25 protein-coding genes and 1 other RNA gene are annotated in these 26,986 nt (G+C 41.4%); 9 read left to right on the top strand and 17 right to left on the bottom strand.

The window, feature by feature from the left end:
• Positions 1-21: 21 nt before the first annotated feature.
• Entirely contained in the window at positions 22-2,016 is a 1,995-nt protein-coding gene (dnaX, locus tag BA1DRAFT_RS00300; RefSeq protein ID WP_036775167.1) for a DNA polymerase III subunit gamma/tau, read from the bottom strand.
• 96 nt (positions 2,017-2,112) lie between these two features.
• Positions 2,113-2,664, bottom strand: coding sequence for an adenine phosphoribosyltransferase (gene apt / locus BA1DRAFT_RS00295; protein ID WP_036775164.1), 552 nt, complete (start codon positions 2,662-2,664; stop codon positions 2,113-2,115).
• Positions 2,665-2,809: 145 nt separating this feature from the next.
• On the opposite strand from apt, the gene priC reads away from it, so the two are divergent.
• Both priC and rsmS read left to right on the top strand, forming a co-directional pair.
• Positions 2,810-3,352 carry a primosomal replication protein PriC gene (gene priC / locus BA1DRAFT_RS00290; RefSeq protein WP_036775161.1) on the top strand — a complete coding sequence of 181 codons (543 nt, stop codon included), beginning with the start codon at positions 2,810-2,812 and terminating at the stop codon, positions 3,350-3,352.
• 22 nt (positions 3,353-3,374) lie between these two features.
• Positions 3,375-3,542 (top strand): pleiotropic regulatory protein RsmS, encoded by a 168-nt coding sequence (gene rsmS, locus BA1DRAFT_RS21545; RefSeq protein WP_065389291.1) that lies wholly within the window; start codon positions 3,375-3,377, stop codon positions 3,540-3,542.
• A 128-nt stretch (positions 3,543-3,670) separates the two neighbouring features.
• On the opposite strand, the gene BA1DRAFT_RS00285 is transcribed toward rsmS, so the two are convergent.
• Positions 3,671-4,108 carry a DUF1284 domain-containing protein gene (locus BA1DRAFT_RS00285; RefSeq protein ID WP_036775159.1) on the bottom strand — a complete coding sequence of 146 codons (438 nt, stop codon included), beginning with the start codon at positions 4,106-4,108 and terminating at the stop codon, positions 3,671-3,673.
• A 122-nt stretch (positions 4,109-4,230) separates the two neighbouring features.
• On the opposite strand from BA1DRAFT_RS00285, the gene BA1DRAFT_RS00280 reads away from it, so the two are divergent.
• Entirely contained in the window at positions 4,231-4,995 is a 765-nt protein-coding gene (locus BA1DRAFT_RS00280) for a 2OG-Fe(II)-dependent halogenase WelO5 family protein (protein WP_036775158.1), read from the top strand.
• A 202-nt stretch (positions 4,996-5,197) separates the two neighbouring features.
• Here BA1DRAFT_RS00280 and BA1DRAFT_RS00275 read toward each other — a convergent pair whose 3' ends face one another.
• From BA1DRAFT_RS00275 to acrR, 4 genes are all read right to left on the bottom strand, one after another.
• Positions 5,198-5,746: a biotin transporter BioY gene (locus BA1DRAFT_RS00275; RefSeq protein ID WP_036775155.1), complete on the bottom strand. Its 549-nt coding sequence runs from the start codon at positions 5,744-5,746 to the stop codon at positions 5,198-5,200.
• 40 nt (positions 5,747-5,786) lie between these two features.
• Positions 5,787-6,416: an energy-coupling factor transporter transmembrane component T family protein gene (locus BA1DRAFT_RS00270; protein ID WP_036775154.1), complete on the bottom strand. Its 630-nt coding sequence runs from the start codon at positions 6,414-6,416 to the stop codon at positions 5,787-5,789.
• Positions 6,413-7,087: an energy-coupling factor ABC transporter ATP-binding protein gene (locus BA1DRAFT_RS00265; protein WP_036775152.1), complete on the bottom strand. Its 675-nt coding sequence runs from the start codon at positions 7,085-7,087 to the stop codon at positions 6,413-6,415. Before BA1DRAFT_RS00265 ends, BA1DRAFT_RS00270 begins: the two co-directional genes overlap by 4 nt.
• A 412-nt stretch (positions 7,088-7,499) precedes the next feature.
• Positions 7,500-8,141 carry a multidrug efflux transporter transcriptional repressor AcrR gene (acrR, locus tag BA1DRAFT_RS00260; RefSeq protein WP_036775150.1) on the bottom strand — a complete coding sequence of 214 codons (642 nt, stop codon included), beginning with the start codon at positions 8,139-8,141 and terminating at the stop codon, positions 7,500-7,502.
• A gap of 129 nt (positions 8,142-8,270) precedes the next feature.
• On the opposite strand from acrR, the gene BA1DRAFT_RS00255 reads away from it, so the two are divergent.
• From BA1DRAFT_RS00255 to BA1DRAFT_RS00245, 3 genes are all read left to right on the top strand, one after another.
• Complete coding sequence (locus tag BA1DRAFT_RS00255) at positions 8,271-9,464, top strand: efflux RND transporter periplasmic adaptor subunit (RefSeq protein WP_036775148.1); 1,194 nt, start codon at positions 8,271-8,273, stop codon at positions 9,462-9,464.
• A gap of 18 nt (positions 9,465-9,482) precedes the next feature.
• On the top strand, positions 9,483-12,632 hold the full coding sequence (locus BA1DRAFT_RS00250) for an efflux RND transporter permease subunit (RefSeq protein WP_036775147.1): 3,150 nt from the start codon (positions 9,483-9,485) through the stop codon (positions 12,630-12,632).
• Between the two features lie 1,050 nt (positions 12,633-13,682).
• Complete coding sequence (locus tag BA1DRAFT_RS00245) at positions 13,683-13,886, top strand: HHA domain-containing protein (protein WP_011147992.1); 204 nt, start codon at positions 13,683-13,685, stop codon at positions 13,884-13,886.
• Between the two features lie 105 nt (positions 13,887-13,991).
• Here BA1DRAFT_RS00245 and ffs read toward each other — a convergent pair.
• Together ffs and BA1DRAFT_RS00240 are read right to left on the bottom strand one after the other, a co-directional pair.
• An RNA gene (gene ffs, locus BA1DRAFT_RS21540) (signal recognition particle sRNA small type) lies at positions 13,992-14,088 on the bottom strand.
• A gap of 134 nt (positions 14,089-14,222) precedes the next feature.
• Complete coding sequence (locus BA1DRAFT_RS00240; protein WP_036775144.1) at positions 14,223-14,669, bottom strand: YbaY family lipoprotein; 447 nt, start codon at positions 14,667-14,669, stop codon at positions 14,223-14,225.
• 376 nt (positions 14,670-15,045) lie between these two features.
• Here BA1DRAFT_RS00240 and tesB point away from each other — a divergent pair, with 376 nt between their 5' ends.
• Positions 15,046-15,909, top strand: a complete 864-nt coding sequence (tesB, locus tag BA1DRAFT_RS00235) for an acyl-CoA thioesterase II (protein ID WP_036775142.1) — start codon at positions 15,046-15,048, stop codon at positions 15,907-15,909.
• 72 nt (positions 15,910-15,981) lie between these two features.
• Here tesB and amtB read toward each other — a convergent pair whose 3' ends face one another.
• The 5 genes from amtB to BA1DRAFT_RS00210 all read right to left on the bottom strand — a co-directional run bounded on the left by amtB (position 15,982) and on the right by BA1DRAFT_RS00210 (position 21,939).
• Entirely contained in the window at positions 15,982-17,265 is a 1,284-nt protein-coding gene (amtB, locus tag BA1DRAFT_RS00230; RefSeq protein WP_036775364.1) for an ammonium transporter AmtB, read from the bottom strand.
• A gap of 22 nt (positions 17,266-17,287) precedes the next feature.
• Positions 17,288-17,626 (bottom strand): P-II family nitrogen regulator, encoded by a 339-nt coding sequence (gene glnK, locus BA1DRAFT_RS00225; RefSeq protein WP_036775141.1) that lies wholly within the window; start codon positions 17,624-17,626, stop codon positions 17,288-17,290.
• Positions 17,627-17,804: 178 nt separating this feature from the next.
• Positions 17,805-19,589, bottom strand: a complete 1,785-nt coding sequence (locus BA1DRAFT_RS00220) for a SmdB family multidrug efflux ABC transporter permease/ATP-binding protein (protein WP_036775140.1) — start codon at positions 19,587-19,589, stop codon at positions 17,805-17,807.
• Between the two features lie 11 nt (positions 19,590-19,600).
• Positions 19,601-21,355, bottom strand: a complete 1,755-nt coding sequence (locus tag BA1DRAFT_RS00215) for a SmdA family multidrug ABC transporter permease/ATP-binding protein (protein ID WP_036775137.1) — start codon at positions 21,353-21,355, stop codon at positions 19,601-19,603.
• A gap of 122 nt (positions 21,356-21,477) precedes the next feature.
• Complete coding sequence (locus tag BA1DRAFT_RS00210) at positions 21,478-21,939, bottom strand: Lrp/AsnC family transcriptional regulator (RefSeq protein ID WP_036775135.1); 462 nt, start codon at positions 21,937-21,939, stop codon at positions 21,478-21,480.
• A 127-nt stretch (positions 21,940-22,066) separates the two neighbouring features.
• On the opposite strand from BA1DRAFT_RS00210, the gene BA1DRAFT_RS00205 reads away from it, so the two are divergent.
• Together BA1DRAFT_RS00205 and queC are read left to right on the top strand one after the other, a co-directional pair.
• The gene (locus tag BA1DRAFT_RS00205; protein ID WP_036775132.1) at positions 22,067-23,119 is read left to right on the top strand and encodes a PLP-dependent cysteine synthase family protein; all 1,053 of its coding nucleotides are present in this window, start codon (positions 22,067-22,069) and stop codon (positions 23,117-23,119) included.
• Positions 23,120-23,151: 32 nt separating this feature from the next.
• On the top strand, positions 23,152-23,850 hold the full coding sequence (queC, locus tag BA1DRAFT_RS00200; RefSeq protein ID WP_036775131.1) for a 7-cyano-7-deazaguanine synthase QueC: 699 nt from the start codon (positions 23,152-23,154) through the stop codon (positions 23,848-23,850).
• Between the two features lie 28 nt (positions 23,851-23,878).
• Here queC and BA1DRAFT_RS00195 read toward each other — a convergent pair whose 3' ends face one another.
• The 3 genes from BA1DRAFT_RS00195 to ppiD all read right to left on the bottom strand — a co-directional run bounded on the left by BA1DRAFT_RS00195 (position 23,879) and on the right by ppiD (position 26,837).
• Complete coding sequence (locus tag BA1DRAFT_RS00195) at positions 23,879-24,286, bottom strand: acyl-CoA thioesterase (RefSeq protein ID WP_036775130.1); 408 nt, start codon at positions 24,284-24,286, stop codon at positions 23,879-23,881.
• Positions 24,287-24,440: 154 nt separating this feature from the next.
• Complete coding sequence (locus BA1DRAFT_RS00190) at positions 24,441-24,815, bottom strand: ComEA family DNA-binding protein (RefSeq protein ID WP_036775128.1); 375 nt, start codon at positions 24,813-24,815, stop codon at positions 24,441-24,443.
• Positions 24,816-24,965: 150 nt separating this feature from the next.
• A complete protein-coding gene (gene ppiD, locus BA1DRAFT_RS00185; protein ID WP_036775125.1) occupies positions 24,966-26,837 on the bottom strand; it encodes a peptidylprolyl isomerase in 1,872 nt (623 codons plus the stop codon).
• Between the last annotated feature and the right edge of the window lie 149 nt (positions 26,838-26,986).

Below are 26,986 nucleotides of genomic sequence, written 5' to 3'. Positions count from 1 at the left end.
AAGGTACAGATTGCAGCATGGTTAAACCGGTCGGATACTCTCTTCATCCAATTCAGCATCAAATACCTGCCGCAATGTTTGAATAGTTTTATCCGCAATAATTGATTGGCGAGCTTGTGCCAATTTCTCTTCATAAATGGCTTGTCGCCACTCCAGTGGAGTTTTCTCCGCAGGATTATCATCTTCAATAATGCTGAATTCAACCGTTGCGCCATACAACTCGCTCAAAGCCCCCGCTAATGATTTTTGTGCGAAAGCGGAATTAAGGTGACGCTGGCTCGAACGTAGGTGTAAACGGATATTATTTGCACTAATCTGCTCTTTGAACGCATTTAATGCCAATTGTTGCACCAGTTTAGGAATTTTAAGTTTACCAACTTCTGCGGCCCATTCATCTCTCTGTTTAGATTCTTCCGCTAATTTCTCTGCCAGCTCCGGTGTTTTCTCATGTTCCAAAGCTGTTCTTAAAGCCTTTGGTGTAGCCACATGAGTTTCTGTTTTCTCCTCAATATTCTTGGCACGCCAACGGTAAGCTTCTTTTTTCTCAGGTTTGTTTTCCTGTTTTTTATCTATTGATGACTGAGGTCGCTGCCCTGACACTACGGCAAGCCGTTCCAGTGTTGAAGTTGCTGACTTCATCTTAACCGACGTAGCCGATTCAGGCTTTTTTGCTGGCGCTTGCTCTTGTTGTCGGGATAACACACTCCTTGCTTTCAGCAACTGCGCGGTTGGGCTTGATGAAAGCGCCTGAGGTATCTGAGGTTGCGACGGAGAAGTTCTATCCAATTGTGCCGGTTCATTAATATCATTAGCAGGTGGCACATCCCCCTGATCACTCTGTTTATGTTTCGGCTGTGCTGTAACTGGTGTTGTAACTGATGGTATAACCGCAGGATTTACCACCGGCGCAGCAACCTCTTCAATAACTTTTTTGGGATGAAATGCCAAAGCTCTGAACAGAGCCATTTCAACCCCCATCCTGCGCTCCGGTGCATACGGCAAGTCCCTACGACCAATCAGCAAAGTTTGATAATAAAGTTGCAAATCTTCCGGTGAAATAGCTTTTGCCAATATGCGCAAACGACCTTCAATCGATGAAGAAACGATCTCTGGTTGGGAAGGTAATAGTTGGAGCATTGCAATCCGATGTAGCAATGAAAGGATCTCTACCAACAAATCTTCCCAGTCAGCACCACGTGAAGCAACTTGTTCCACCAATGCCATAACCTGCTGACCATCAGCTCGAATCAATGCTTCAATAATTGATAACGGTTGCTCATCATCTAATGTTCCTAGCATCAAGCTAACTATTTCGGCTGTTACCTGGCCCTGCCCGATAGCAATAGCCTGATCTGTTAGACTCAACGCATCACGCATGCTGCCATCAGCAGCGCGAGCCAATAGCTGACGAGCACGGCTGTCACTCTCTATATGTTCAGCTTTAAGAATACGTTCAAGCTGATCGCTTATTTGACCAATATCCAGCGATTTGAGATGGAACTGCAAGCAACGGGAAAGAATGGTCACTGGCAATTTTTGCGGATCAGTCGTTGCCAGTAGAAATTTCACATGCTCAGGCGGCTCTTCCAACGTTTTCAATAACGCATTGAAGCTGTGGCGGGAAAGCATATGCACTTCATCAATCAGGTAGACTTTAAAACGCCCACGAGCCGGAGCATATTGCACGTTATCTAGCAATTCACGCGTGTCTTCGACTTTGGTACGGGAAGCCGCATCAATTTCAATTAAATCGACAAATCGCCCCTGTTCAATTTCAAGGCAATTAACACATTTACCACAAGGCTCATCAGTAATACCCGTTTCACAATTTAGCCCTTTGGCAAACAAACGGGCGATCGTTGTTTTCCCGACACCTCTCGTGCCAGAAAATAAGTAGGCGTGATGAAGCCGACCGTGGGCAAGACCATTAGCCAACGCAGTCAGGATATATTCCTGACCAATGACATCAGAAAATATTTGTGGGCGCCACTTACGGGCAAGTACCTGATAGCTCATTGATACCGGGAAAATCGAATACAGTTGGGTACCATGCTAACACAGCCTCACTACAGACAGCGAGGCCGATATGTTAGTAATACGAAAATAAGTAGATTAATGATCTGGGAATTCAAGTAGAGTAAAACTACTTACACCTTGTTTTTGCAGACGCTCAGCACCGCCTAAACCAAGCAAACCAATAATAAAGGCCGCTTCAAAAACTTCACCGCCTAAGCGACGGATTAAACGAACAGTGGCTTCAACCGTTCCCCCCGTTGCCAGCAAATCATCAATAACCAACACCTTATCGTTTTCTTTTACGCTATCTTTATGCATTTCCAACTTATCAGCGCCATACTCTAGATCGTACGTTTCACTCAATGTTTCCCGAGGTAGTTTGCCCGCTTTACGAACAGGAACAAAACCAACACCAAGACGTAACGCAACCGGAGCGCCAAACAGAAAACCGCGAGCTTCTGTGCCAACAACTTTTGTAATGCCTTTGTCCTGATATCGCGCTACCAGAAGATCAATTGTCATTTGGTAGGCAAGAGGGTTATCCAATAAAGTAGTAATATCACGAAAAAGAATCCCTGGTTTCGGGTAATCAGGAATCGTTTCAATGCTGTCTTTAATAAATTGCAGTTGCTGCGCGTTTGCGGTCATAATCGGGCCAATGATGAGTAGAACACGGAGGTTCTAAAATCTATGTAAACTGATAGAAAAAAGCAACTGATGAACACGCATCAGCCTACTTTTTGTCGTCCCAGATTAATTCTGCTTCGCAAGACATAACTATTTTAGGGTATAAATGAATACACAGCCGTTATTAAATTTACTCGAAAAACAGGTCGATATACTGGCGGAAGAGATAGCGCCATTAGCTGACACGCCATTCTCTTCTGCCCGGTTTGATCAGGCTTTATTTAACCGACATAGCGATAAACTCCGGGGCTATCTACAAGAAGTCAGGCACAACATGGAACAACTCAAAGAGTGTGTTCAGGATCACCGAACCGAACAGGTCGCATTTCTAACTGAACGCCTAGTTGCCCAAATAGAGGCATTAAAGCGCGAGTTGTCCACCCAGTCATTGAGAAAAAAAGAGAGCCGATTTGAACATAAACAACAAGCTACTGACCTGTATCACAAACTGGCTGAACATCAGGATTATGAACGCCGTCTACTCGCAATGATCAATGATAGAGAGCTAAAATTGAATCAACAAACTACACTTAGTCATCAACAAAAAATACAGAAAGAGATCGCGGCATTAGCCGGAAGGCTAGCACGTTGCCGTCAATCTCTGACGCGAATTGAAAAATCAATCGAATACAAAGAGAACATGGACTAACGATTCAGATGAGGAATGTTTTATGTCCGTCGAACATGCACCACCCGAAGTTCAACTTGCTGTTGATCTGATCTATTTACTGGAATGCAATGAAATCACTCCTGAAATCGCCCTCGCCGCACTGGAAATAGTCAAACACGACTATCAAGCAAAATTAGCGAAGCAATCACCGTCGACAAAGGAGTATTGAGCCATTTACTTCAACACCTTAATAGATACCCTGATCGATACTATAAGAGATTCACATTTGTCTTAAGTATGTGGTCATACATTCATATCAATATCAGCCTTTGCAAAATTTCAAACGGCTTTATATCCTCACTCGCTTTTTCCACTATTTCGTTTAAGAAACGTTGAAGAATAATCATCCGCAGCAATTCGAGTGCAAAGCGGTTCCCATTCACAACCTACACAAGCGGCTCTTATAATCCCGCGATTAAAAGCCCATCGAGCCCGTTCTAAATAGGTTTCATCAAGCCTCAACGTATAACCTACCTCAACTGATCGGCCCATAAGAGAACCAATGGCTTCCAAAGCTCGACCATCCCGGACAATAACACTCTCGCCAAAACAATGAGGTTTGTCTTCTCCAAGCAAAGGGATACATATGTCATCCGGCCCTGCCACAATCAGAATATCTTCATCCCGAATTCGAGGAATAATCCTATTATAATTTTCAACAAAATCAGGGGAATATCCGTTGCCTGCGTAGGTAAGAATACACAAAAGGTGATGACCTCTCAGAGATATTGTCATTATTGCGCTCCCGAATGTGATCAGATGTTGCATTTTTATACAATCAATGCTATATGATTAATACTGACCATCAATAGATCAGTTTTTCTAATATAAAGAAAATCGGCTAGGAATCGACTACTATGTCGTCACGGTGGGTATCAAACGAGCTTGTCAAATTATCATCAGAAAGCTTGCAGGCAATCATAGATAACAAGATTCCAGCAGCGATGATAGATAATTTTGCAACTAAAGAAGAAGCAGAACAGCTTTCGTCTGCAATACTGAGCATGAAGGCAAAGCCATATGAGTTTGGAAGGCCGGGGTCTTATTTAGGAAATCCACTCGCTCATTACCGTAATCGACCAAAAGAGCAATATTTCGCTCAAGTTAGCGTAGCTGAACAAGATCTCACCCAAATTATCAATCAAGCTTTTGATCCAGTTGCTCGGTTCATACGATATATCAATCACGATACAAATTTCAGCATTTCGGTCGCTGAAGAACCGGGATTTGGCCCCTATTTTGCCGGTATCGTCCGGATTATCTCCGGTGGTTCGGATCTACATGTGGACTACGCACCTACTTTTGCGAAAGGAAATTTAGTCGTCGGAGATATATCGACTCAACTTGCCTGGAACCTCTATATTTTATCTCCCTCTCAGGGAGGAGAAACCGTGATCTATAACCAACCATTCAAGAGTACTGTCGTTGATAAAACGTACAAACCGTATGATCGTGCTTTATTGGTTGATTGTGAGTCTTTCACTTTCCGACCTCAAGTTGGCTCTGTCGTCATTTTCAACACCAGTAACCCTCATATTATCCTGCCTGCAAGCAGCAATCGCATTGCAACAGGCTCCTTCATCGGTGTATTAAATGAGAAAAAGTTGATTTTATGGTCGTAATAGTATTTCAGTAAGATATCTGGAAGTTGAACATTAAGAGCACTTTTTCCTACCCTACCGCTATTTTATATGTTGTAACAATTATCACGAGGGAAATGTCGTGATATGCAGAAAAACTACAATTAACTGACATTATATCTTTAAGTTACCGCTGAAGGTTATCGTCCAGTCGTCTGGTCCATAATAAACACAATGATGACACTTAAGAACGCGGTTCAAGAGTAGGGTAAGCCCGACGGACCGTCTTCGCAATCAAAATAACCAGTACGATTTTGATAATATCTCCCGGTATGAACCCAATTGAACCTACGGCTGCTTGCCGAATGCTGATATTAGCAAATAAGGCAATCCACGGGATACCGATGACATAAACAACCATAATGCCGCCAAAGACAAGAAATACAGCTTCTTTAAAGGTATTCAGTTTTGCAAGATTCTTCTCATACAAATAGCCGATGACAAAAGCGGCAATCGGCCATGACAAAATAAAACCACCACTTGGACTGAGAAATACACTCAATCCTCCCCTCCCTCCAGACATTACCGGTAATCCAACGGAAACAAACACACAAAAGAGCAACAGTGCTAATCCACCCCGTTTCGCACCAATGATGGCACCAGCAAGCATTGCTCCCATTGACTGCGCTGTTATCGGAACGCCCACAACGGGAAGTGTCAGTGGCGGAAATAAACCCAGTGCTACGGTTAGAGAGGCAAATAGTGCTATATAAACAATATCTTTGGTAGACATTTAATCCCCCTTTCTTTTCGATAAAGCCACAACCCCTGCTTTACTTGCTGCTTGATTTATTTCTGTCAAATCCTGGATCATAGGACCGAGCTTCAATAGCAGCAGAAATATCGTCTGCCATTTTGAGCATTCGCACAATAACAGGAACTGCAATTGCAATGACACTCTTATCGAGACCTCTTGCTTTCTGCGCCTCCCGTACTTCTTCTGTAATTGACGCCAGAACAGGGATAAACCGTAAAGCAAGCGATAGAGCCAAACTCACTTTTCCAGGATTGATGCCAAGATAGTACAACCACCTAAGGCCCTTTTCCAAAGCGTCGATCATATCAGAAGAGCGAGTAGTAAGAGTGACAAGTGAGGCCAGCAATAAAAGTGAGACAAGACGAACTACCACAAGTACACCTGCGGTCCAGTGGTGTAGAAGCAATTGGACTATAAAAATAAGTACTAAGATCCATAGCGCTGGCCGTAATTGCATCCAAGCAGTTTTTAATGAGATTCTGGCTAATAAGTATAAAAGTACTATGCACGCCAACGCTGCAACAGAGAGATCGATACGTGGAATAACGAAAAGTAATGTTCCCAGAATGACCAAAGCAATAATTTTAAGCCCCGGGCTAATTCTATGTACAAATGATGAACCAGGGTCATACCCAGACAGGCTCATAACATCATCCTTACGTATTCAGGAATAGCAATAGAGGGTATGTCATCAACAACAACGCGACCATCATCAAAAACCAGAACACGATCAAATCCCGCCAAAAAATCAAGGTCATGAGAAACTACAATCACAGTTTGAGATAAGTTATCGATTGCTTCAGCAACACGGCGCTTGTTTCGTAAATCCAACAAGGTTGTAGGCTCATCGAAAATAATGTAATCGGGCTCCATCACAAGGACACCAGAAATCGCAAGGAGTTGTTTCTGACCACCACTTAAAAGATGGGCAGGATGCTCCCTAAATTGAAGTAAATCATACCGAGAAAGAGCTTCCTGCGTTCTTTGCCGAATCTTGTCCTTGGTAAAACCGAGATTTTTCATTCCAAAGGCCAAATCCTCCTCAACGACTGGAAAAACGATCTGATTGTCAGGATTCTGGAATACGAAACCAACCTTACGTCGGATCGCCTTACCCTCTGTTCTGGTGTTCAAACCATCCACCAAAACATCACCACTTTTCGGTACCAATAATCCATTAAGAAAACGTGCAAATGTACTTTTGCCACAACCGTTACTACCTATGATGGCAATCCGTTTTTCCTTAAGCTGCAAATTTAACTCTTTCAATATTACTCGCTCGCCATAGGCATGCGTCACATTTCGTATTTCCAACATAGATGGTTATCTCTTAACATTGCAGCCAGCAACTTAACACTACTCCTACTTAGCACTGTGTCTGTCTACAGAATCCGTAGGGAAAATTCAATCAATATACTGATTTCAGGCGTTATCAACCAGTTCCAACTTGCTGATATCACAAGCTCCTGTTTCACCCTTCTAAATTTAATCAGTACATTTTATACAGTCAGAATCTTAAAAATTTACCTTAAGTTATAGCTTTTCTTTGACCTCTTCCCTAACAAAACCGGCAACAGCATCTGATATTAGAAATATTTTCAACTTAGTTTCTCTGTCTCATCTCTTATATAGCAGCAGATAAACAAAGAGCATAAGATAATGATTTTTTGCCATTAGCCACATTGTTAGCAATTACCAAAATAGAATTCACCTCTATTATTCTGGTTCTTCATTTTTCAGCAACTTTCATATGCTCACTATATTTAAGCATATCGATAAAACTATCTACTAACGACTCCGCTTCTTTCTGAATATCAAAACTATCTGGCGCAAATAACCAGTTTTCCAGCAAGCCCGTTATCAATCCTCTTAACATGATAGCCGCTCGCCGCAGATGAAGATTATAAGGAAGCTGGCCTGATGCAATACAACTAGAAAGAGACTCTTCAATACGAACATAGTCTGCAACACACAGCTCCTGACGGACTTCCACCAAGGCAGACATTTCACCAACAAACTCACATTTGTGGAAAAAAATCTCCATTAATAGCCGGTTTTTCGGATCGTCAATGACCGACGTCAGGATATGGATGATTAAAGTTCTTAAAATCAGGAGTGGATTATTAGGATATTTTGCTTGATACTCTTTTTCTAATTCGTCAATCTTAGAATCTGTTATTCTACAGGCTTCGGAAAACAGGTCTACTTTATTTTTAAAGTGCCAGTAAATTGCCCCTCGGGTTACGCCGGCCGTTGTGGCAATATCTGTCAGTGAAGTAGCAGAGACACCGCGCTCAGAAAACTCTTTTATAGCTGCGTCTATAATCTGTTGCCGGGTCTCCTCAGCCTGTTGTTTAGTTTTTCGTGCCATACACTCTAATTTTAACCTAAAATGGATTTACATACATTCACGTATGTTTGTATTATAGCATGCTGTTATTAATGGAGTAATGGTTTTACGGATTGAAGGGTCAACATCTAAAAATATTGAGGTTTACTTATGCGAATAAACAGGGGAGTTTTGCCTCTGGCTACAATACTGGTATTCTCAGGCAGCTTAGCTCTTTCAGGATGTAACGACAAAGACTCTCAGCAAGCTGCTGGGAATCAACAGGCTCCTGAAGTCGGTATCGTGACGCTGAAAAATGAACCTCTGATGGTCACGACAGAACTTCCAGGCCGAACGTCAGCCTTCCGCATTGCAGAAGTTCGTCCACAAGTAAGTGGTATAATTCTGAAACGAAATTATAAAGAAGGTAGCGATGTAAAAGCAGGCACATCTTTATATCAGATAGATCCAGCAACTTACCAGGCTACCTATGACAGTGCTAAAGCTGATTTGGCAAAAGCTCAAGCTAATGCAGAGATCACACGCTTGACAGTGAACCGATATAAGTCGCTGTTAGGTACAAACTATGTTAGTCAACAGGAATTTGATAAAGCCAGCGCTGACTATGCTCAAGCGAACGCTATAGTACAGGCAGCAAAAGCGGCTGTAGAGACTGCCCGTATCAATTTGGCATATACCAAAGTTACAGCGCCGATTAGTGGTCGTTCCGGCAAATCGACTATAACTGAAGGCGCTCTTGTTTCTGTTGGTCAACCAACAGCACTGACAACTGTTCAACAACTAGATCCAATTTATGTGGATGTCACTCAGTCAAGTGATGATTATCTGCGCCTTAAAAGTGAAATCGCCAAAGGTGTTGTGCAGAAAGGGGACAGTAAGGCTAAAGTTCACCTGATCATGGAGAATGGTAAAAATTACAGTGAAACAGGCTATTTGGAATTCTCTGATATCGCTGTAGATGAAACAACAGGCTCTATCACTATCCGTGCAATATTCCCTAATCCAAATGAAGAGTTACTGCCAGGCATGTTTGTTCGAGCAAAACTGGAAGAGGGTATTCGCCGGGATTCAATACTCGTTCCTCAACAAGGAGTTACCCGTACACCTCGTGGTGAAGCTACTGTCATGGTGGTTGGTGCAGACGAAAAAGTCGAACCACGCGTTATCACCGCTAACCAAGCTATTGGTGATAAATGGCTAGTAACTTCCGGTCTGAAAGCAGGTGATCGGGTCATTGTTACTGGTTTGCAAAAAATTAAACCCGGCATCCCGGTTAAAGCAGCAGAAGTAGACTTAAATGCAAAATCTGCTGCGAACCAAACTGAACCTGCGAAAAAGTCTTAATTTAGGAGTCGGTGATTCATGCCTAAGTTTTTTATAGATCGGCCAATCTTTGCATGGGTAATCGCAATTATCACCATGCTGGCTGGGCTGCTGGCAATTATGAAATTACCCGTGGCGCAATACCCTACTATCGCACCACCGGCGATTTCTATCGCTGCAACTTATCCCGGCGCAGATGCCACCACTGTACAAAACACAGTTACTCAGGTTATCGAACAGAACATGAATGGTATCGACAACCTGGTTTATATGTCTTCCGACAGTGATTCTGCTGGAAACATGAATATCACACTAACCTTTGAAGCAGGTACTAACCCCGACATTGCACAGGTACAGGTGCAAAACAAGCTGCAACTCGCTATGCCTCTGTTACCACAAGAAGTACAACAGCAAGGGATACGTGTAGATAAGTCCACAACCTCTTTCCTAATGGTTGCCGGATTCATCTCTGAAGATGGTTCCATGTCACAGGACGATATCTCTGATTATGTTGGTGCAACTGTCAAGGACCCTTTAAGTCGCGTAACCGGTGTAGGTGACACAATGCTTTTCGGTAACCAGTATGCCATGCGTATCTGGTTAAATCCTGACAAGCTCGTTAACTACAAAATGACGACTTTAGATGTAATAAATGCAATCAAAGCGCAAAATAACCAAATAGCCGCCGGTCAATTAGGGGGAACTCCTCCCGTTCCAGGTCAACGCCTGAATGCTTCGATCATTGCTCAAACACGTCTAACCTCACCAGAAGAGTTCAGTAATATTCTCCTGCGCGTCAATACTGACGGTTCTCAAGTCCGTCTGAAAGATGTAGCAAACGTGGAACTAGGTGCAGAAAGCTACAACATCATTGCCCGCTATAACGGTAAACCTGCTGCGGGTATCGGTGTCAAACTAGCGACAGGCGCTAACGCTTTGGATACATCCAAAGCAGTAAAAGAAGCACTAAAAAATATGGAACCTTTCTTCCCTCACGGGCTGAAAATTGTCTATCCATATGACACCACACCATTCGTTAAAATCTCTATTAACGAAGTGGTAAAAACACTGGTTGAAGCAATTATGCTAGTGTTCGTGGTAATGTACCTATTTCTCCAAAATTTCCGCGCAACACTCATTCCAACCATTGCGGTTCCAGTCGTACTCTTAGGAACATTTGCGATACTCGCTACATTTGGCTATTCAATAAATACATTAACCATGTTTGCTATGGTTCTTGCCATTGGCTTACTGGTAGATGATGCCATTGTTGTTGTAGAAAACGTTGAACGTGTTATGCAGGAAGAAGGTCTATCGCCAAAAGAAGCAACCAGGAAATCAATGGGACAAATCCAAAGCGCCTTGGTTGGTATTGCAATGGTGCTGTCTGCTGTATTTATCCCAATGGCCTTCTTCGGCGGTTCAACCGGTGCAATTTATCGTCAATTCTCGATTACTATCGTATCTGCAATGGTACTCTCTGTGCTGGTAGCCTTAATCCTGACACCAGCTCTATGTGCCACTATGTTGAAACCCATTGCCAAAGGTAGCCACGGTAAGCAGACCGGCGTCTTTGGCTGGTTCAACCGCATATTTGACAAAAGTACCCACCACTATACTGACAGTGTTGGTCGTATTCTACGCAATACAGGCCGTTATCTGGTAATTTATGTATTCCTGGTGGCTGGTATGGCTGTCATGTTCACGCGTTTACCATCTTCCTTTCTTCCTGAAGAAGATCAGGGAGTATTGCTGACAATGGTTCAATTACCTGCGGGGGCGACACAGGAACAAACAGAGAAAGTTCTGGATAAAATAAGCGATTACTTCAATACAGAAGAAAAAGATCGTGTGGTTTCTGTATTTACCGTCAGCGGCTTTGGTTTTAGTGGTCAAGGGCAAAACACTGGGTTAGGCTTTATAAGCCTGAAAGACTGGAGTGAACGTCCTGGCGTTGAAAACAAAGTACCTGCTATTGTTGCCAGGGCTAGCGCTCACTTCCAGAAAATCAAAGAAGGTATGGTTTTTGCGTTTAACATCCCGGCAATTGTAGAGTTAGGTTCAGCAACCGGCTTTGATTTTGAATTAATTGATAAAGCAAACCTTGGACATGACAAACTGACAGAAGCTCGTAACCAATTACTTGGCATGATACAACAGCATCCAGATATGTTAGTAGGTGTTCGTCCTAATGGTCAGGAAGATACACCTCAATATCGGCTCAGAATTGATCAGGAAAAAGCTGAAGCTCTCGGTGTTTCCATTGCTGATATTAACTCAACACTCAGCACGATGTTTGGTAGTAACTATGTGAACGACTTTATTGATCGCGGTCGCGTCAAAAAAGTTTACGTTCAGTCGGAAGCACCTTATCGTATGTTGCCAAGTGATATCTACAAGCTGTATGTCCGTAACAAACAAGGTGAAATGGTTCCATTTTCTGCCTTTATAGATACATCCAAAGAACCCTGGACCTACGGCTCACCACGTCTGGAACGTTACAACGGTTTACCATCAATGGAAATTCTGGGTGAAGCAGCTCCAGGTAAAAGTACCGGCGATGCAATGGCCCTGATGGAAGAGCTGGCATCCAAGCTACCGAATGGGATCGGTTTCGATTGGACAGGTATGTCCTATCAAGAACGCCTATCCGGTAATCAGGCTCCAGCTCTGTATGCATTATCGTTGATAGTGGTATTCCTCTGTCTGGCAGCACTATATGAAAGCTGGTCAATTCCATTCTCAGTTATGTTAGTAGTACCATTGGGTATTGTTGGGGCCTTGTTGGCAACAACATTCCGCGGTTTGGATAACGATGTTTATTTTAAAGTTGGCTTATTAACCACTATCGGGTTGTCGGCGAAGAACGCGATACTCATCGTTGAATTCGCTAAGGATCTGATGGAAAAAGAAGGCAAAGGGTTGATAGAAGCTACGCTAGATGCGGTAAGAATGCGTCTTCGCCCAATCCTAATGACATCACTAGCATTTATGTTAGGTGTTATTCCCCTAGTACTGAGTAATGGTGCAGGTTCTGGCTCTCAAAACGCGGTGGGTACTGGGGTATTAGGCGGAATGATTGCAGCAACCTCGCTAGCAATCTTTTTCGTGCCAGTATTCTTCGTGGTTATAAGGCGACGTTTCAGTAAGAAAGCGGAGGAGATTGAACCCGCATCAGAATCTCATTAAATGCTACCAACAATAACCAGAAGGCCGTCAAATCGGCCTTCTTAATATAATAGTTGCTTCCATCTGGCAAGATTCTGATCATTAACCTATCCGCTTAATCTTTAAGTAATTTTGTTTAAATTTAATTATGATCACCACTTATGAGTATAAAATAGCTTTAAAAATCCAAGCATTAGTGACTTTAATAAAATTAATATGAAAGTTGTCGGACAAAAATTACTTTATCTTTTTTTACACTAAATGACAAAAAACAATACCAGCACATAGTGACTTATGTAATAATGATGTTATATTCATTGATTATTGTAGCCATCAGGCTATAATCTGCCGTTACTGGTATCTGAGGGTAATACTGTTTTATATAAACCTACATATTAACTCACACATACTAGCCGATATTTATAGTTTATTGAGTTAAGGTATGAGTTTTTGTTAAGAGCTGATCCTGATTTACCAGAAGAAAATCAGAGCTATCTGTAAAAAAGATAAATAATCCCAAAGAACGATTATAGATACATAATAATAATCTCTCGAAAAAAATTTTATAATACGTGTATATGCTTAGTGTTTAACTCAAAAAATTAAGTAATGGCATATACAGGAAGAGCGACATAGCATGGATGAATATTCACTCAAGATGACATAATATTGATGAATTAAAATGCTTATGTGAGAATCTAAGGCAAGAGGTACGTCTAGTGCAAAGTACACAGAGATGAGACTGGTTGTGAAAATAATTTTTACATCTCAGAATAATTTAGAGCTAAACAAATAGAACGAATACATATCAACTTTCGTTTAGTACTTTAAAATAAAATATTCTGATGATTTCAACCTTCTCTCTTGAATTGATAAATGTATTGATAATACATATACTTACAAATATCTTGGAAACAAATTAAGATTAGCGTTTCCAGACTTGTGGAATGGTAAAAACTAATGAACGCTCAATCAGCGTCCTGTTACAGGATTTAAGTTGTTCCTTGAGCAAAATTTGACTGAATATTTCCCTCAATAATTTTTTATATATGTTAAATAAGAAAGGCGATTATGACTAAAACTGATTATCTGATGCGTTTAAGAAAATGCACCACGATTGATACACTAGAACGTGTGATTGAAAAGAACAAATATGAACTTTCAGGAGATGAACTTGAACTATTCTACTCTGCTGCGGATCACCGCCTAGCTGAGCTGACCATGAATAAACTGTATGATAGAATTCCACCTTCAGTATGGAAATACGTTCGCTAAACTAAAATAGTCTTTATCAGATAGAAAGTGATCCGAGCCGGTAAAGTGCTATCGGCTTATTTAGATCATCTATGTATTTAGGTTATCAATGAAAATTGGCGAGGGCTCTGCCAGCGACATCCCGGCACACACATCCCCTGCTATGGCTGCTTCCTTCCGGACCTGACCAAGTTAACAAGTTAGCGTTGCGGGAGAACCAACAGAGCCCCCATTGTGACGTGTTGCTTTAACTTCAAAGCGGCGCCATTATCATTCATACCTACTCAAATAGCAAGACAAGCAGGCCCGAATGCTGATTTATTGCACATCACAAGTGAATACAATTAAGGAAATGTATTATCTAACAGCTTTCAACGTAATTTCGATATTTTTAGTCTTCCCATTATTAATCACTTCATACGCTGTATCTGTAACAAACATCAATCGACTATGCAGCGAAACAGAAGCACTGACAACAATGCGTGCACCCGGCTTAATTTTGTCTGATTGATAAGGCAAAACAAAATGGAAAGGCGATTGTTTCCCTCCTAAACGCTCAACCTTCTGAGACAGAGTAACTGAAGGTGCATCAAGCAAAGATACATCAGATAAAGCCACTGTCAGAACAGCATCTGCTGGCAATGCTATACGCTGTAGTATATTAATATTGCCTTCAACAAAAGAGCGTTTCATTGGATTTTCAATCTTTTCCACCTGAGTATCTACTACCTCAGCACCTTGAGCATTACACCCAACCAAAGCAACCGCTAGTAGTACACCAACGGGGAGTTGCCATAACTTCATATACATTCCTCCATTATTAACTAACCTCTACCCGTTATCTTTCAAGTTGCCTCTTTGTTGGCTGCGTTCACTCACCCCGGCCACATAGTTACCTATGCTCCTAGGGATTCGCTCCCTTGCCGTCGCGGTGCATCTTGAAATCCATAGGGTATATATTAAACATTAAAATAAATTGAAATATCAAATCATTAAATCTAAACCATCTGGATTATAGATTAAAAAATTGAATATCAGACACCAACAAATCTCATATTCTTTATTGCACTACTGTCAGGACTTAAAACATTTACAATTTAGTTATTTATTAATCATATATTAATGAGACAATAATCATCCCTTGTACTCTCGATAACCTAATAGAAAACAAAGGCGTATTATGAGCAAGTCATTACAGAATCTGATAAATTTGATGAAATTGGAAAAAATTGAGGAAGGTATTTACCGAGGGCAAAGTAAAGATCTCGGTTTTCCTCAGGTTTTCGGGGGGCAAGTGATTGGTCAGGCACTGTATGCAGCCAAACAAACCGTTGTCGATGACCGGATGGGAAACTCTTTCCATAGCTATTTCTTACGCCCCGGAGACAGTCACAAACCTATCGTCTATGATGTTGAAATTCTACGTGATGGGGGAAGTTTTAGTGCCCGGAGAGTCAGTGCCATTCAAAATGGCAAACCTATCTTTTATATGACTGCCTCATTTCAAAGTCACGAAGAAGGTTTTGAACATCAGAATATGATGCCGGATGTACCATATCCAGAAGAACTTATCCCTCAGAACGAAATCGTGAAAAAGATGTCGCATCTACTGCCACAGAAGATGCAGAATATTCTTCTCTTTCCCTGCCCGCTAGAAATGAGGCCCGTAAAATATCACAGTCCATTTAATTGCCCACCAGAAGAACCTATACGCTATGTTTGGTTCCGCAGTAATGGCAATATGCCTGATGACCCTTTTATTCATCAATATCTACTTGGCTATGCCTCCGACTTTAACTTTCTGCCAACAGCATTACAGCCACATGGTGTCGGGTTCCTTGAGAAAAATATTCAGATAGCAACAATTGACCATTCTATGTGGTTTCACCGCCCGTTTAAACTAGACGACTGGCTACTATATGCTATAGATAGTCCATCAGCTTCCGGTGCCCGTGGTTTTGTTCGGGGACAAATTTATAATCGTGAAGGGGTACTTGTTGCTTCCACTGTACAGGAAGGTCTGATTAGGAAACGCAACAGATAAATGAATAAGGCAGCAAATTAAGAAACCAGCATTGTATTTTATGGTCTTATTGCTGCCTTTTAATATTACAACTTAATTATAAGCACTCTCTCCATGAGAATTAATATCCAGCCCTTCCCTTTCAACTTCAACTGTAACCCGTAGCCCTACCAACAGCTCTGCCATTTTAAAAGCAACAAAGGCAACAATGACTGACCAAACCACACAAACCAGTATACTAAAAGCCTGAATACCAACTTGCTCCAACATGGTTATACCCTCTGCATGACCGGTTCCTCCCAAAGATTTAGCCGTAAAAACCCCAGTCAGGAGGCAACCTACGATCCCACATACGCCGTGTATACCAAATACATCACATACATCGTCAACGCGTAACCATCGTTTTAACGCCACCACCCCCCAAAGTCCGGTAAAACCAGCGATCAGACCAATGACTAATGCACCACCAACACCCACCATTCCGGCAGCAGGTGTAATACCAACCAGTCCAGCAATACAGCCTGAACATGCCCCTAGAAGAGACGGCTTATTACGGAAAAACCATTCTGCAAAAACCCATGACAGAATGGCGGCAGCAGTCGCCACAATGGTATTTAAAAATGCCAGAGCAGCTATCTCATTAGCAGCATTAGCAGAACCCGCATTAAAACCGAACCAACCAATATAGAGCACAGCAGTACCAGTGAAAACCATCGGTAAATTATGTGGTTTAAATGCTTCTTTCCCAAAACCAGTGCGTTTTCCCAGCAAGTAGGCACCAACTAATCCAGCTACAGCAGCGTTAACATGAACAACTGTACCACCCGCAAAATCCAATGCTCCATCCTGTGAAAGTACACCACCGCCCCAAACCATATGCGCCATAGGCAGGTAAGAAAATGTCAACCACAGCACACTAAAAATTAACAAGGCCGAAAAGCGAATACGCTCCCCTAATGCACCAACAATCAAAGCAACAGTGATACAAGCGAAAGAACCCTGAAATGCCACATGAATTAGCTGATAAAAATTGCCACTTAAGTCAGTGAATGCCAAATTCTTTAGCATCATTTGACTAAAACCACCGAAAAAACCATTCCCTGGTTCAAAAGCCAAGCTGTAACCGTAAATCACCCACAACACACCTACTAAAGCAAAGCTCACCATAACCTGAGCCATGAGCGATAAAACGTTTTTACTCCGTAGCAAGCCACCATAAAACAGAGCAATTCCCGGAATGGTCATAAACAGAACAAGGACTGTACAAATCATCATAAAAGCATTATCAGCTTTATCAGCAACGCCTTCCGCAGCCTGAGATAATGATGGTACACAACTGACCATAATACCGGCAGCCACTGAGAATCGTTTTTTCACATCTATCTTCTCTATCAGTAAGTTACAGTGCCGCATCATTAGTCTCTCCTGTTCTAATACGAATAGCCTGTTGTAATTCAACGACAAAAATTTTACCGTCACCAACTTTTCCAGTGAAAGCTGATTGCTGAATAGCATGAATTACTTCCTCAACTAATTCATCTGCTACAGCAATATCTATCTTTATTTTAGGTAAAAAGTTGACATTATATTCAGCTCCACGGTAAAGCTCCGCATGCCCTTTCTGACGCCCAAATCCTTTTACCTCTGTTATGGTCAACCCCTGAACACCAAGATTAGAGAGAACTTCCCGAATATCCTCTAATTTGAATGGTTTTATAATTGTCGTAATGAGCTTCATATATCCCCTTTCCATCCGGCTATTATGTTTGCAATAAGGAAATAGCAAAGGGTGTGCCAGAAACTAAAAGAATATAAAAATCAAATAATAATAAAGAAAATAAAAATTCTGGAGAATAAGAAGGAGGGAGAGTAGCGGATATACTCTCCCAGAGTGCACCTAATCAGTGCAAGCCTGATTAAATTAGTACCTCTTTTTCAGAGATTGTGCCACATTCATTTAGTGTCTCACCGACTTGTTGCAATTGATACATCTGATAATAACGTCCACACCTCGCCAATAATTGCTGATGGCATCCCTGTTCAACAACTGCACCACGATGTAGCACCAGAATGGTATCAGCTTCCACAATAGTAGACAGGCGGTGAGCAATCACGATCAACGTTGTTTGCTGACGAATCAACCTCAAAGCCTGTTGTACCATCTGTTCTGTACTAGAATCAATGTTTGCAGTCGCTTCATCAAGGATCAAAATTTGTGGCGTTTGCACTAACACTCTCGCCATAGCAAGCAACTGTTTTTGACCAGCCGACAACGTATTACCCTGCTCTCCCAAAATAGTATGAAGTCCATTAGGTAATGTACGTACTAACTCAGCTAATTGCACGGTTTCCAATACCTGCCAAACTTTCTCTTCTGAGATATTCCGGCCAAGCGTAATATTATCAAAAAAAGAATCAGCAAGAACGACCGGTTCCTGCTGAACCATCGCTATACCATTGCGTAGTACCGAATGAGACAGGGATGATACAGGCCGACCATCGAGGTAAATTTCCCCTTTCTGCCACGGATAATATCCCATCAGTAAATTTGCCAACGTACTTTTACCACTACCGGTATGACCAACCAAAGCAACAAAACCATGAGCCGGAACCTGTAAATTGATGTCTTGTAAAACTACTTTGTCATCCCGATAAGAAAAGCTAACATTTTCTATATCAATTCGACCGCTAGACAGTGGCTGATTATCCATGCCATAGCCTTGTTGAGGACTATCCATTAATTCAAATATTCTCTCACCAGCAACCACAGCCTGCTGCAAGATAGATTGCTGGGAGGTCAACTCAATGAGTGGTTCATTCAATCGTGCCAAGTAATCGATAAAGGCATACAACACCCCAACACTAATTACGCCGATTCCATTAAAACCAAATAGCATGATAAGGCCACACAGTACCATAGCTGACACAAAATTCAGTAATGGTCGTAATAAAAGCCCGTCTAACCGTAGTGCCTGCATTCTTGCTTGATAATGAGCAAGATTAGTTGCCAGCATTCGTTCACCAAAACGGGCCTGCTGCCGGAATTGTTGGATGACACTCATTCCATTGATAATCTCGTTAAAATTATCATTAACGTCAGCTAAATAACTACGTACCTGTCGGACAATTGGTGTACTTAGATACTGATATATCGCCATAACAATTAATACGATAGGAAAAATAAGAATTGCAATCAATGCCATACGCCATTCCAGTACAAACATGGCAATCAACATAGCGCTAATTAATGCTATACCACGGAATATCGTAGGGACCACATTGACATAAAGATCTAGAACAGCCTCTGTATCATTCGTTACACGAGAAATTAATTGCCCTACTGGTTGATTATCAAAAGCACTCAAAGGCTGACGCAATGCCGCATTCATCACATCAGTACGAAGTTGACGAACAACATCAACTGATATTTGATTGAACAATAAAGCCTGGAAATAGTGTAATACAGCGGTGATCAGTTGCAGAGCAATAAAGGCTACAGCCAAGCCAATAACCAATCCAATGGGCATATTACCTGTTGCAACCATATTATCGATGAAATAACAAATTAGAACTGGACCACTTACCTCCGCAATTGCAGCCATCCACAACATAAGTACCGCCAGCACCAGCAGCTTACGATAATCTTTCCCATAAACCAGCAAACGTTTCAGAGACGGCCACAATTGACGAACCTTAGTCATCTCTATCTCCTTCATACGATTCCATCCTCACTATCCAGTGCTGCTTCAATCTGCTGATAATGATACATATCACGATACCATCCTGGTTGCTCCACCAGCTGCTGATGCTGTCCCTGCTGTATAATCGAACCTTGCTGCATCACCAAAATATTATCAGCATCAGTTAATGCCGACAGACGATGGGCACTAATAATGACAGTACGTTGTTGTCTCCATTGCCTTAAGTTTTGCAAAATACTGTATTCAGTTTGCCCATCAACCGCAGATAAGGCATCATCCAAAATCAAAATCTCTGTATCTAAGAGTAATGCTCTCGCAATAGAGATACGCTGCTTCTGCCCACCAGAAAGCATCACACCACGCTCCCCCACCTCCGTTTGATACCCTTCCGGTAAACGAAGAATATCTTCATGAACACAGGCAAAACGAGCAACTTCTTCAATTTGCTCCTGTGTAGCATCCGGACGTCCCAAAGCAATATTACTGGCAACGGTATCTGAAAACAGAAAAGGTGTTTGATTGACAACGGCAAAACGAGCCCGCCATTCATCCAACTGGATATCCGCAATTTTTATCGACTGGAAAAGAATTTCTCCCTCAGTTACATCAAACTGTCTCTGCATCAGAGCAAGCAGGGTACTCTTACCTGAACCTGTTAGACCACAGATCCCTAGTAACTGCCCAGGAGATAACCTGAAATTAATTTGATTCAGAACACTTTTATTACTTTGAGGATAATTAAAAGATTTAATATCCACATTCAGGATACTACGCTCAGGTGATAAATGACGGAAACCATTTTTAATGACAGGAGGTTCTTGTAATAAACTACGGATACGGCTATATGCAGCACCTCCCCGTTCAACAATATTAAACATCCATGCTAGCGCCAACATTGGCCAAATCATCAAACCAAGGTACATTACGAAGCTAGTAAGTTCACCCAGTGTTAATCCCCCATTCAACACCATCCAACTACCGCCCCCGACAGCCAACAAATCTGATATACCGATTGCAATAACAATTGTCGGATCAAACCGGGCATCTACTCTGGCAACATACATATTCTTACGGCTAGCCTCTACTGCAACTTGCTCAAACTGATTTGCTTGTAGATCTTCAAGACCAAATGCCTTGATCATACGAATACTAGTCAAACTTTCTTGAGCTTGATTATTCAGAGCAGAAAATGCACCTTGTGCCGATTTAAAACGATGATGTAGTTGATCACCATATCGTTTAATAATAATTGCCATAATAGGCATAGGTAACATAGCCAATAACGTTAACTGCCAACTAATTTGGACACTCATTACAATCAACACCGCGCAGCCCATAACTAGCGAATCAACCAACGTTAACACACCTTCCCCCGCGGCAAACACCACCCGTTCCACATCATTAGTAGCACGAGCCATCAAATCGCCGGTACGGTGACGCAGATAAAATTCCGGATTTTGGCGACTGAATTGCTGATAAAAATTATTCCGTAATTTAACCGCTAATTGATATGACGCCCCAAACAACCATAATCGCCATATATATCGTAGAATATAGACAAACAACGCTACGACCAACATAACACCAATCCATATCATCAATTGGTAAGATGACATAGATCGAGTACTAATGCCGTCAACAATGATACCCACCAAATATGGGGGAATCAGTAGCAGAACAGAAATGATAATAAGCAGGGTTACTGCTCCAAGGTAGCGACGCCATTCGCGACGGAAGTACCAACTTAATTGAGAAAATAATATCACAAATGTATATCCCGAAATATAAATTTATATTTAAATATAAACTTAAATATAAATTTAAATAAATAATAAGAACATTGAACCAAACTCAAAATAATTGAATTAATTCTCTGAATAATAATGGACTAATCTGGTATCGGCAATACTGTAGTATACTTAATTTTTTCCATTGCAAAGTTGGATGTAACATCAATCAACCCCGGGATACCGTTCACCATACGCTTGTAGAAAAGATCATAACTTTTCATATCTACAACTTCAACATGCATCAGATAATCACACTCACCAGCCATACGATAAAAAGCCAAGACTTCTGGCATTTGTTTTATAAATGCGACAAATTGCTCATACCAAGCACTATTATGCTGCTGAGTTCTGATCATCACAATTACTGTCAGCCCTAGTCCTAACTTTTCACTATCAAGCAAAGCAACCTTACCGATAATATAACCTTCATCTTCAAGTCGTTTTAGCCGCTTCCAACAAGGAGTAGAGGTAAGATTAACAGCTTCCGCCAATGCATTCAGAGACAGACTGCAATCTTTCTGTAGTAACTTTAGCAATTTGCGGTCTGTTTTATCCAACATAACTACCTCTCATAGAAAATTTTTCCATAAAGAAACCACACATTAAGAAAAATAACAATCTCTTTCTCCCTGTATCAAGTTAATCTACCCGCCACCAATTATTTTTAAATTACAGAGTTAATAATTAATGTCACATAGTTGGACCACCAAGGCAATCAGAGAGATTCAAGCAGACCATCAACGCAGTTCTGACACTCATCTTATCCGCCTTAATTTACCGGTTTTCCCAGGTATCCATTTATATCTAAAAGATGAAAGCACCCACCCAACCGGTAGTCTGAAACACAGGCTTGCTCGTTCTTTATTCCTTTACGCACTTAGTAACGGCTGGATAAAGGAAGGTACCCCGGTTATTGAATCCTCATCGGGTAGTACCGCTGTATCCGAAGCCTATTTTGCCCGCCTGCTTGGGTTACCTTTTATTGCTGTTATGCCCTCATATACCGCTAAACGTAAGATTCAGGAAATTGAATTTTATGGTGGTAAATGCCATTTTGTTAACCATTCAGCACAAATTTATGACGAGTCAGAACGACTGGCGAAAGAACTAAATGGACATTATATGGATCAATTTACTTACGCCGAAAGAGCAACAGACTGGCGAGGTAACAACAATATTGCTGAAAGTATTTTTCGCCAGATGCAAATGGAACCATTTCCTGAACCAGATTATATCGTTATGAGCGCTGGTACTGGGGGAACTTCTGCAACGTTAGGACGCTATATCCGTTACCAAGGGCATAACACGAAACTAATTGTTGTCGATCCAGAAAACTCTATATTCTATGACTATTACCGTCAAAATTGCTGTGATATTCATGGCAATTATAGCAGTAAGATTGAGGGTATTGGCCGCCCTCGGGCTGAGCCTTCTTTTATTCCTTCGGTTATTGATGACATGATACAAATACCCGATTGCGCCAGCATTGCAACAATTTACTGGCTGGAAAAATTGTTAGGCAGAAAAGTTGGCGCATCTACGGGGACCAATGTCTGGGGAGCTCTCCTGCTTGCTAACCAAATGCATGAGCGTGGAGAACAAGGTGCGATAGTAACTTTATTGTGCGACAGTGGTGAACGTTATCTCGATACCTATTACAATCCAGATTGGGTAAAAAATAACATCGGCGATATTTCACCTTATCTCAAACAACTATCCAATTTCCGTAGTTATAAGTAACATAACCATTTTATTCCAATGAGGATGTTACAATGAGACGAGCAGTTGTTGTATTCAGTGGTGGACAAGATTCCACTACCTGCCTGATCAAGGCAATTAATCAATATGACGAAGTACATTGTGTCACTTTTGATTATGGTCAGCGCCATCGTGCCGAAATTGATGTTGCACGTAATGTCAGCCATTCTCTTGGTGTTGTTGCACATAAAGTACTGGATGTCACATTACTTAATGAACTGGCCCTCAGCAGTCTGACTCGTGATAACATCCCTGTTCCCGACTATAGTGAAAGTGAAAAGAGTGCCATACCCAGTACATTTGTCCCTGGCCGCAATATTTTGTTCCTGACACTGGCTGCTATATATGCTTACCAAGTTGAAGCGGAAGCGGTTATTACTGGCGTATGTGAAACTGATTTCTCCGGTTACCCTGATTGCCGTGATGAATTCGTCAAAGCGCTGAATAAAGCTGTAAGCCTTGGCATTGCCCGTGATATCCGTTTTGAAACGCCATTAATGTGGCTCAACAAAGCTGAAACTTGGGCATTGTCCGACTACTACCAGCATTTAGACTTTGTTCGTAGTCAGACATTAACTTGCTACAACGGCATTCAAGGTAATGGATGTGGTACATGTGCCGCTTGTCATCTCAGAGCTAACGGATTAGAACAATATTTGAATGCTCCGGATAAAATAATGGCTGAAATGAAAGCAAAAACACATTTAGTTTAATCCAAATGGCAATGAGAGCCGTCCCCTCTCATTGCTCTGTTTTCACCAAAGCTCCCATTATTTCACGTAATTCACCTTCAATAGATAATGCTCTTTGCGTTTTTCTATCAATCCAAACAAATGTAGTCTTAGCATCTGCGATGAGTTGATTGTTCCTTCTGCGTATGATTTCCTGAGAAAATACACCACTTCTGTTTCTCAGCTCCGTCAATCGGCAATCCACCTCCAATTCATCGCCAAGAACTGCTGAACTGCGATAATTAATATTAATGTTGACCACTGCAAATCCAACATTGTTTTTCTGTATCCATTCCACTACAGAATGCTTATGCAACCATTCCCACCGAGCACTTTCCAAAAATTCCAAATAGCGAGCATTGTTCACATGCTGAAACAAATCTATATGATAACCATGAACTTTTATAATTGAACTCATAATATTGCCTTTATGTTAAAGTCACTCATCTGACCAGGTTGATTTCACAATAGCAAAACAAAAAATTCACACTAATTAAAGTAATTTATTTGCAACCTTGATCACAACATCCTCATTCATAAAAAAATCATGAATGAGGATGATAGATAATATACTAGTAACTCAACTTACTTCTATTTCGCTCAATGAAAACTGGCCCTATTCCCTGAACCTCCTGTAACTGTTCCACCGTAGTAAACGCACCATGTTTTTCTCGATATTCAACAATTCCTTGTGCTTTTTTTACCCCAATACCATTTAGTGCTTTTGCTAACTCTTCCGCACTTGCAGTATTAATATTCACCTTTCCCTTTTCTTCTACTTTCAAAGCATCCTGCTGCTGTAATTGCTTTTCTGATGAAGAATGACCGGTAGTACTGGCTGCTTTAGCTACTTTATCTTTTACTTGCTCAGCGGCAATCGCAAATTGCCCTCCACACGCATAAAGCAAGCCAGCGAGCAAAATAGATAAAATTCCCGATTTTTTCATATCAATTCCTCCATGTTTTATGAGCAGAAAAAAGATTGCCACAGATAAATTTGAGCACAATGGATGAAGATCAGATATGCGAAAGGCCGCGAAAGCGGCCTTTATTGACAAGGTAATTACAAAGATATTTGCGATACTCTCCGCAAATTTTTATTCGATATGACCTAACTTAATTTTGGCTTTTTCACGCAAACTAACCAGTAAAGAATCCAGCATAGCGTTACCCATTTCACTCTGATAGCTATCAGTCATGCTCTTAATTTGTTCTTCGGATACAACACCTGGAGTAACTTTATCCAGTTGGAGCAGCACAACATCATCCAAACTATTTTTCGTCAAACCATATTCTGCCTTACCTTCTTTTGGCCGAGGTAACGCAAATACTGCACCAACTAACACATTATCCTGAGATGTACGCTGAATAACCTGAGGTTCGCCAAATTGAATACCTGCATCTTTCAAGGCTTGCTCACCTTTACCTTCTTTTAAAGCAGCCAGTAATTTCTCACTTTCGACTTGAAGTTGTTTTTCAGCTTTCTGACGTTTAACCAGTTCAGTAACTTGCTCTTTAACTTTCTCGAAAGGCTGTACTGTTTCCGGCTTATAATTATCTACACGCAAAACAAATGCACGATCGCCTTCAACGGAGATAACATCAGAGTTAGTCCCTGTCGGCCCCTGCCCATCAACAAGATTACCTTCAAAAATAGCATGAATGACAGCGCCGAAATTAATCTCTGCCGGCACACTATTGCGATCAAACCAATCAGTCGTCACAACCTTAATACCTGCAACTTCCTCAGCCGCAGCTAGAGATTCATTATCGCTGGTAGCAGCATCACTGACCTTCTGTTGCAGAGCATAGAAAGCATCTACTGCTTTTTCCTGCTTAACCGTTTTCTCAATTTCAGTGCGAACTTCAGATAAAGGCTTAATTATTTGAGGCTTAACATCATCTAAATGGAAAATAGCGAAACCATCAGCAACCTTAATTACAGAAGAAATTTGACCTTTATCTTTCAAATTAGCTTGCTTCAACTCTTCAGGAAGAGCATCCTCTTCTATCCAACCGATCTCACCACGATTTTTTGCTGAAAACTTATCCGTTGATTTTTCAGTCGCTAATTTACCAAAATCAGCACCCTTATTTAGCTCATTAAACACAGTCTTGGCTTCAGCTTCAGTTGCAAGCTGAATCAGACTATATTTTTTCTGCTCTGGTTGAGTATAACGTTTCAAATTATGCTCATAGTAAGCATCAACATCAGCGGATGTAGCTGAAACTTTATTCATTTCATCTACAGCATCCATCTTGATATAACTGACTTTCACTTCTTCTGGAGCAATAAAGCTGTTCTTATTTAGATTATAGTAATCTTGCAAATCTTTATCTGTTACTTCCTGCTGCGCCTGAATTTTCTTCAGCTCCAGTGTAGCCATACGCACAGCTCTCTGTTGCAGAAGCAATTCAGCATTAGGTTTCACCTCACTAGGCAATGCTATTTCACTACCAGAAAAAGCCATAATTAATTGTTGATTAACTAAATTCTGGCGTGTTTGCTCAGCAAAAAGATCTGGACTCATCTTGGAACGGTCGAGCAACTCCAGATACTTGTTGTTATCAAATTTACCGTTTGTCTGAAAGTAAGAAGTATTTCGGATAGAATCCTTAACTTGCTCATCGCTGGCGGATAAACCCAATTCACGGGAATACTGCTCAATCAGTACACTATTAATTAGACGCTCCAAAGCCTGATTACGAATCTGCTTCATGCTTTGTTCGTCACTTGCCAACACTGAGAATTTATCTCCCAATTGCTCTTGCAATGCGTTTCTCTCTTGCTGAAACGCCCGCTCCAATTGAGCACGATTGATAGTCTGGCCATTCACTTCGGCAGCATAACTACCAGCTCCACTTGTCAGATAGCCCCCAACCCCCGTCAAAACAAAAGACAGGATAATGAGAGCCAGCACGATTTTAAGCACAGGACTGTTTGCCGCCGTGCGTAGGTTGTCCATCATAAAGAGGCAAAACTCCGCTTTGGTGAAATTGAAAACGCCATATTACGCTAATTCAAGCGTTAAGAGAAAAAAAGCGCACCAATCAATTGATGCGCTTCTATTTTAGCTTACCAAATCTGTCTCGTCAGTCTATGTTTGCCAATATAACA

This window comes from Photorhabdus aegyptia (assembly GCF_000612035.1).
GTDB classification, from domain to species: Bacteria; Pseudomonadota; Gammaproteobacteria; order Enterobacterales; family Enterobacteriaceae; genus Photorhabdus; species Photorhabdus akhurstii.
The sequence above is the reverse complement of the archived record's forward strand: the minus strand, read 5'-3'. Positions and strand labels throughout refer to the sequence as shown.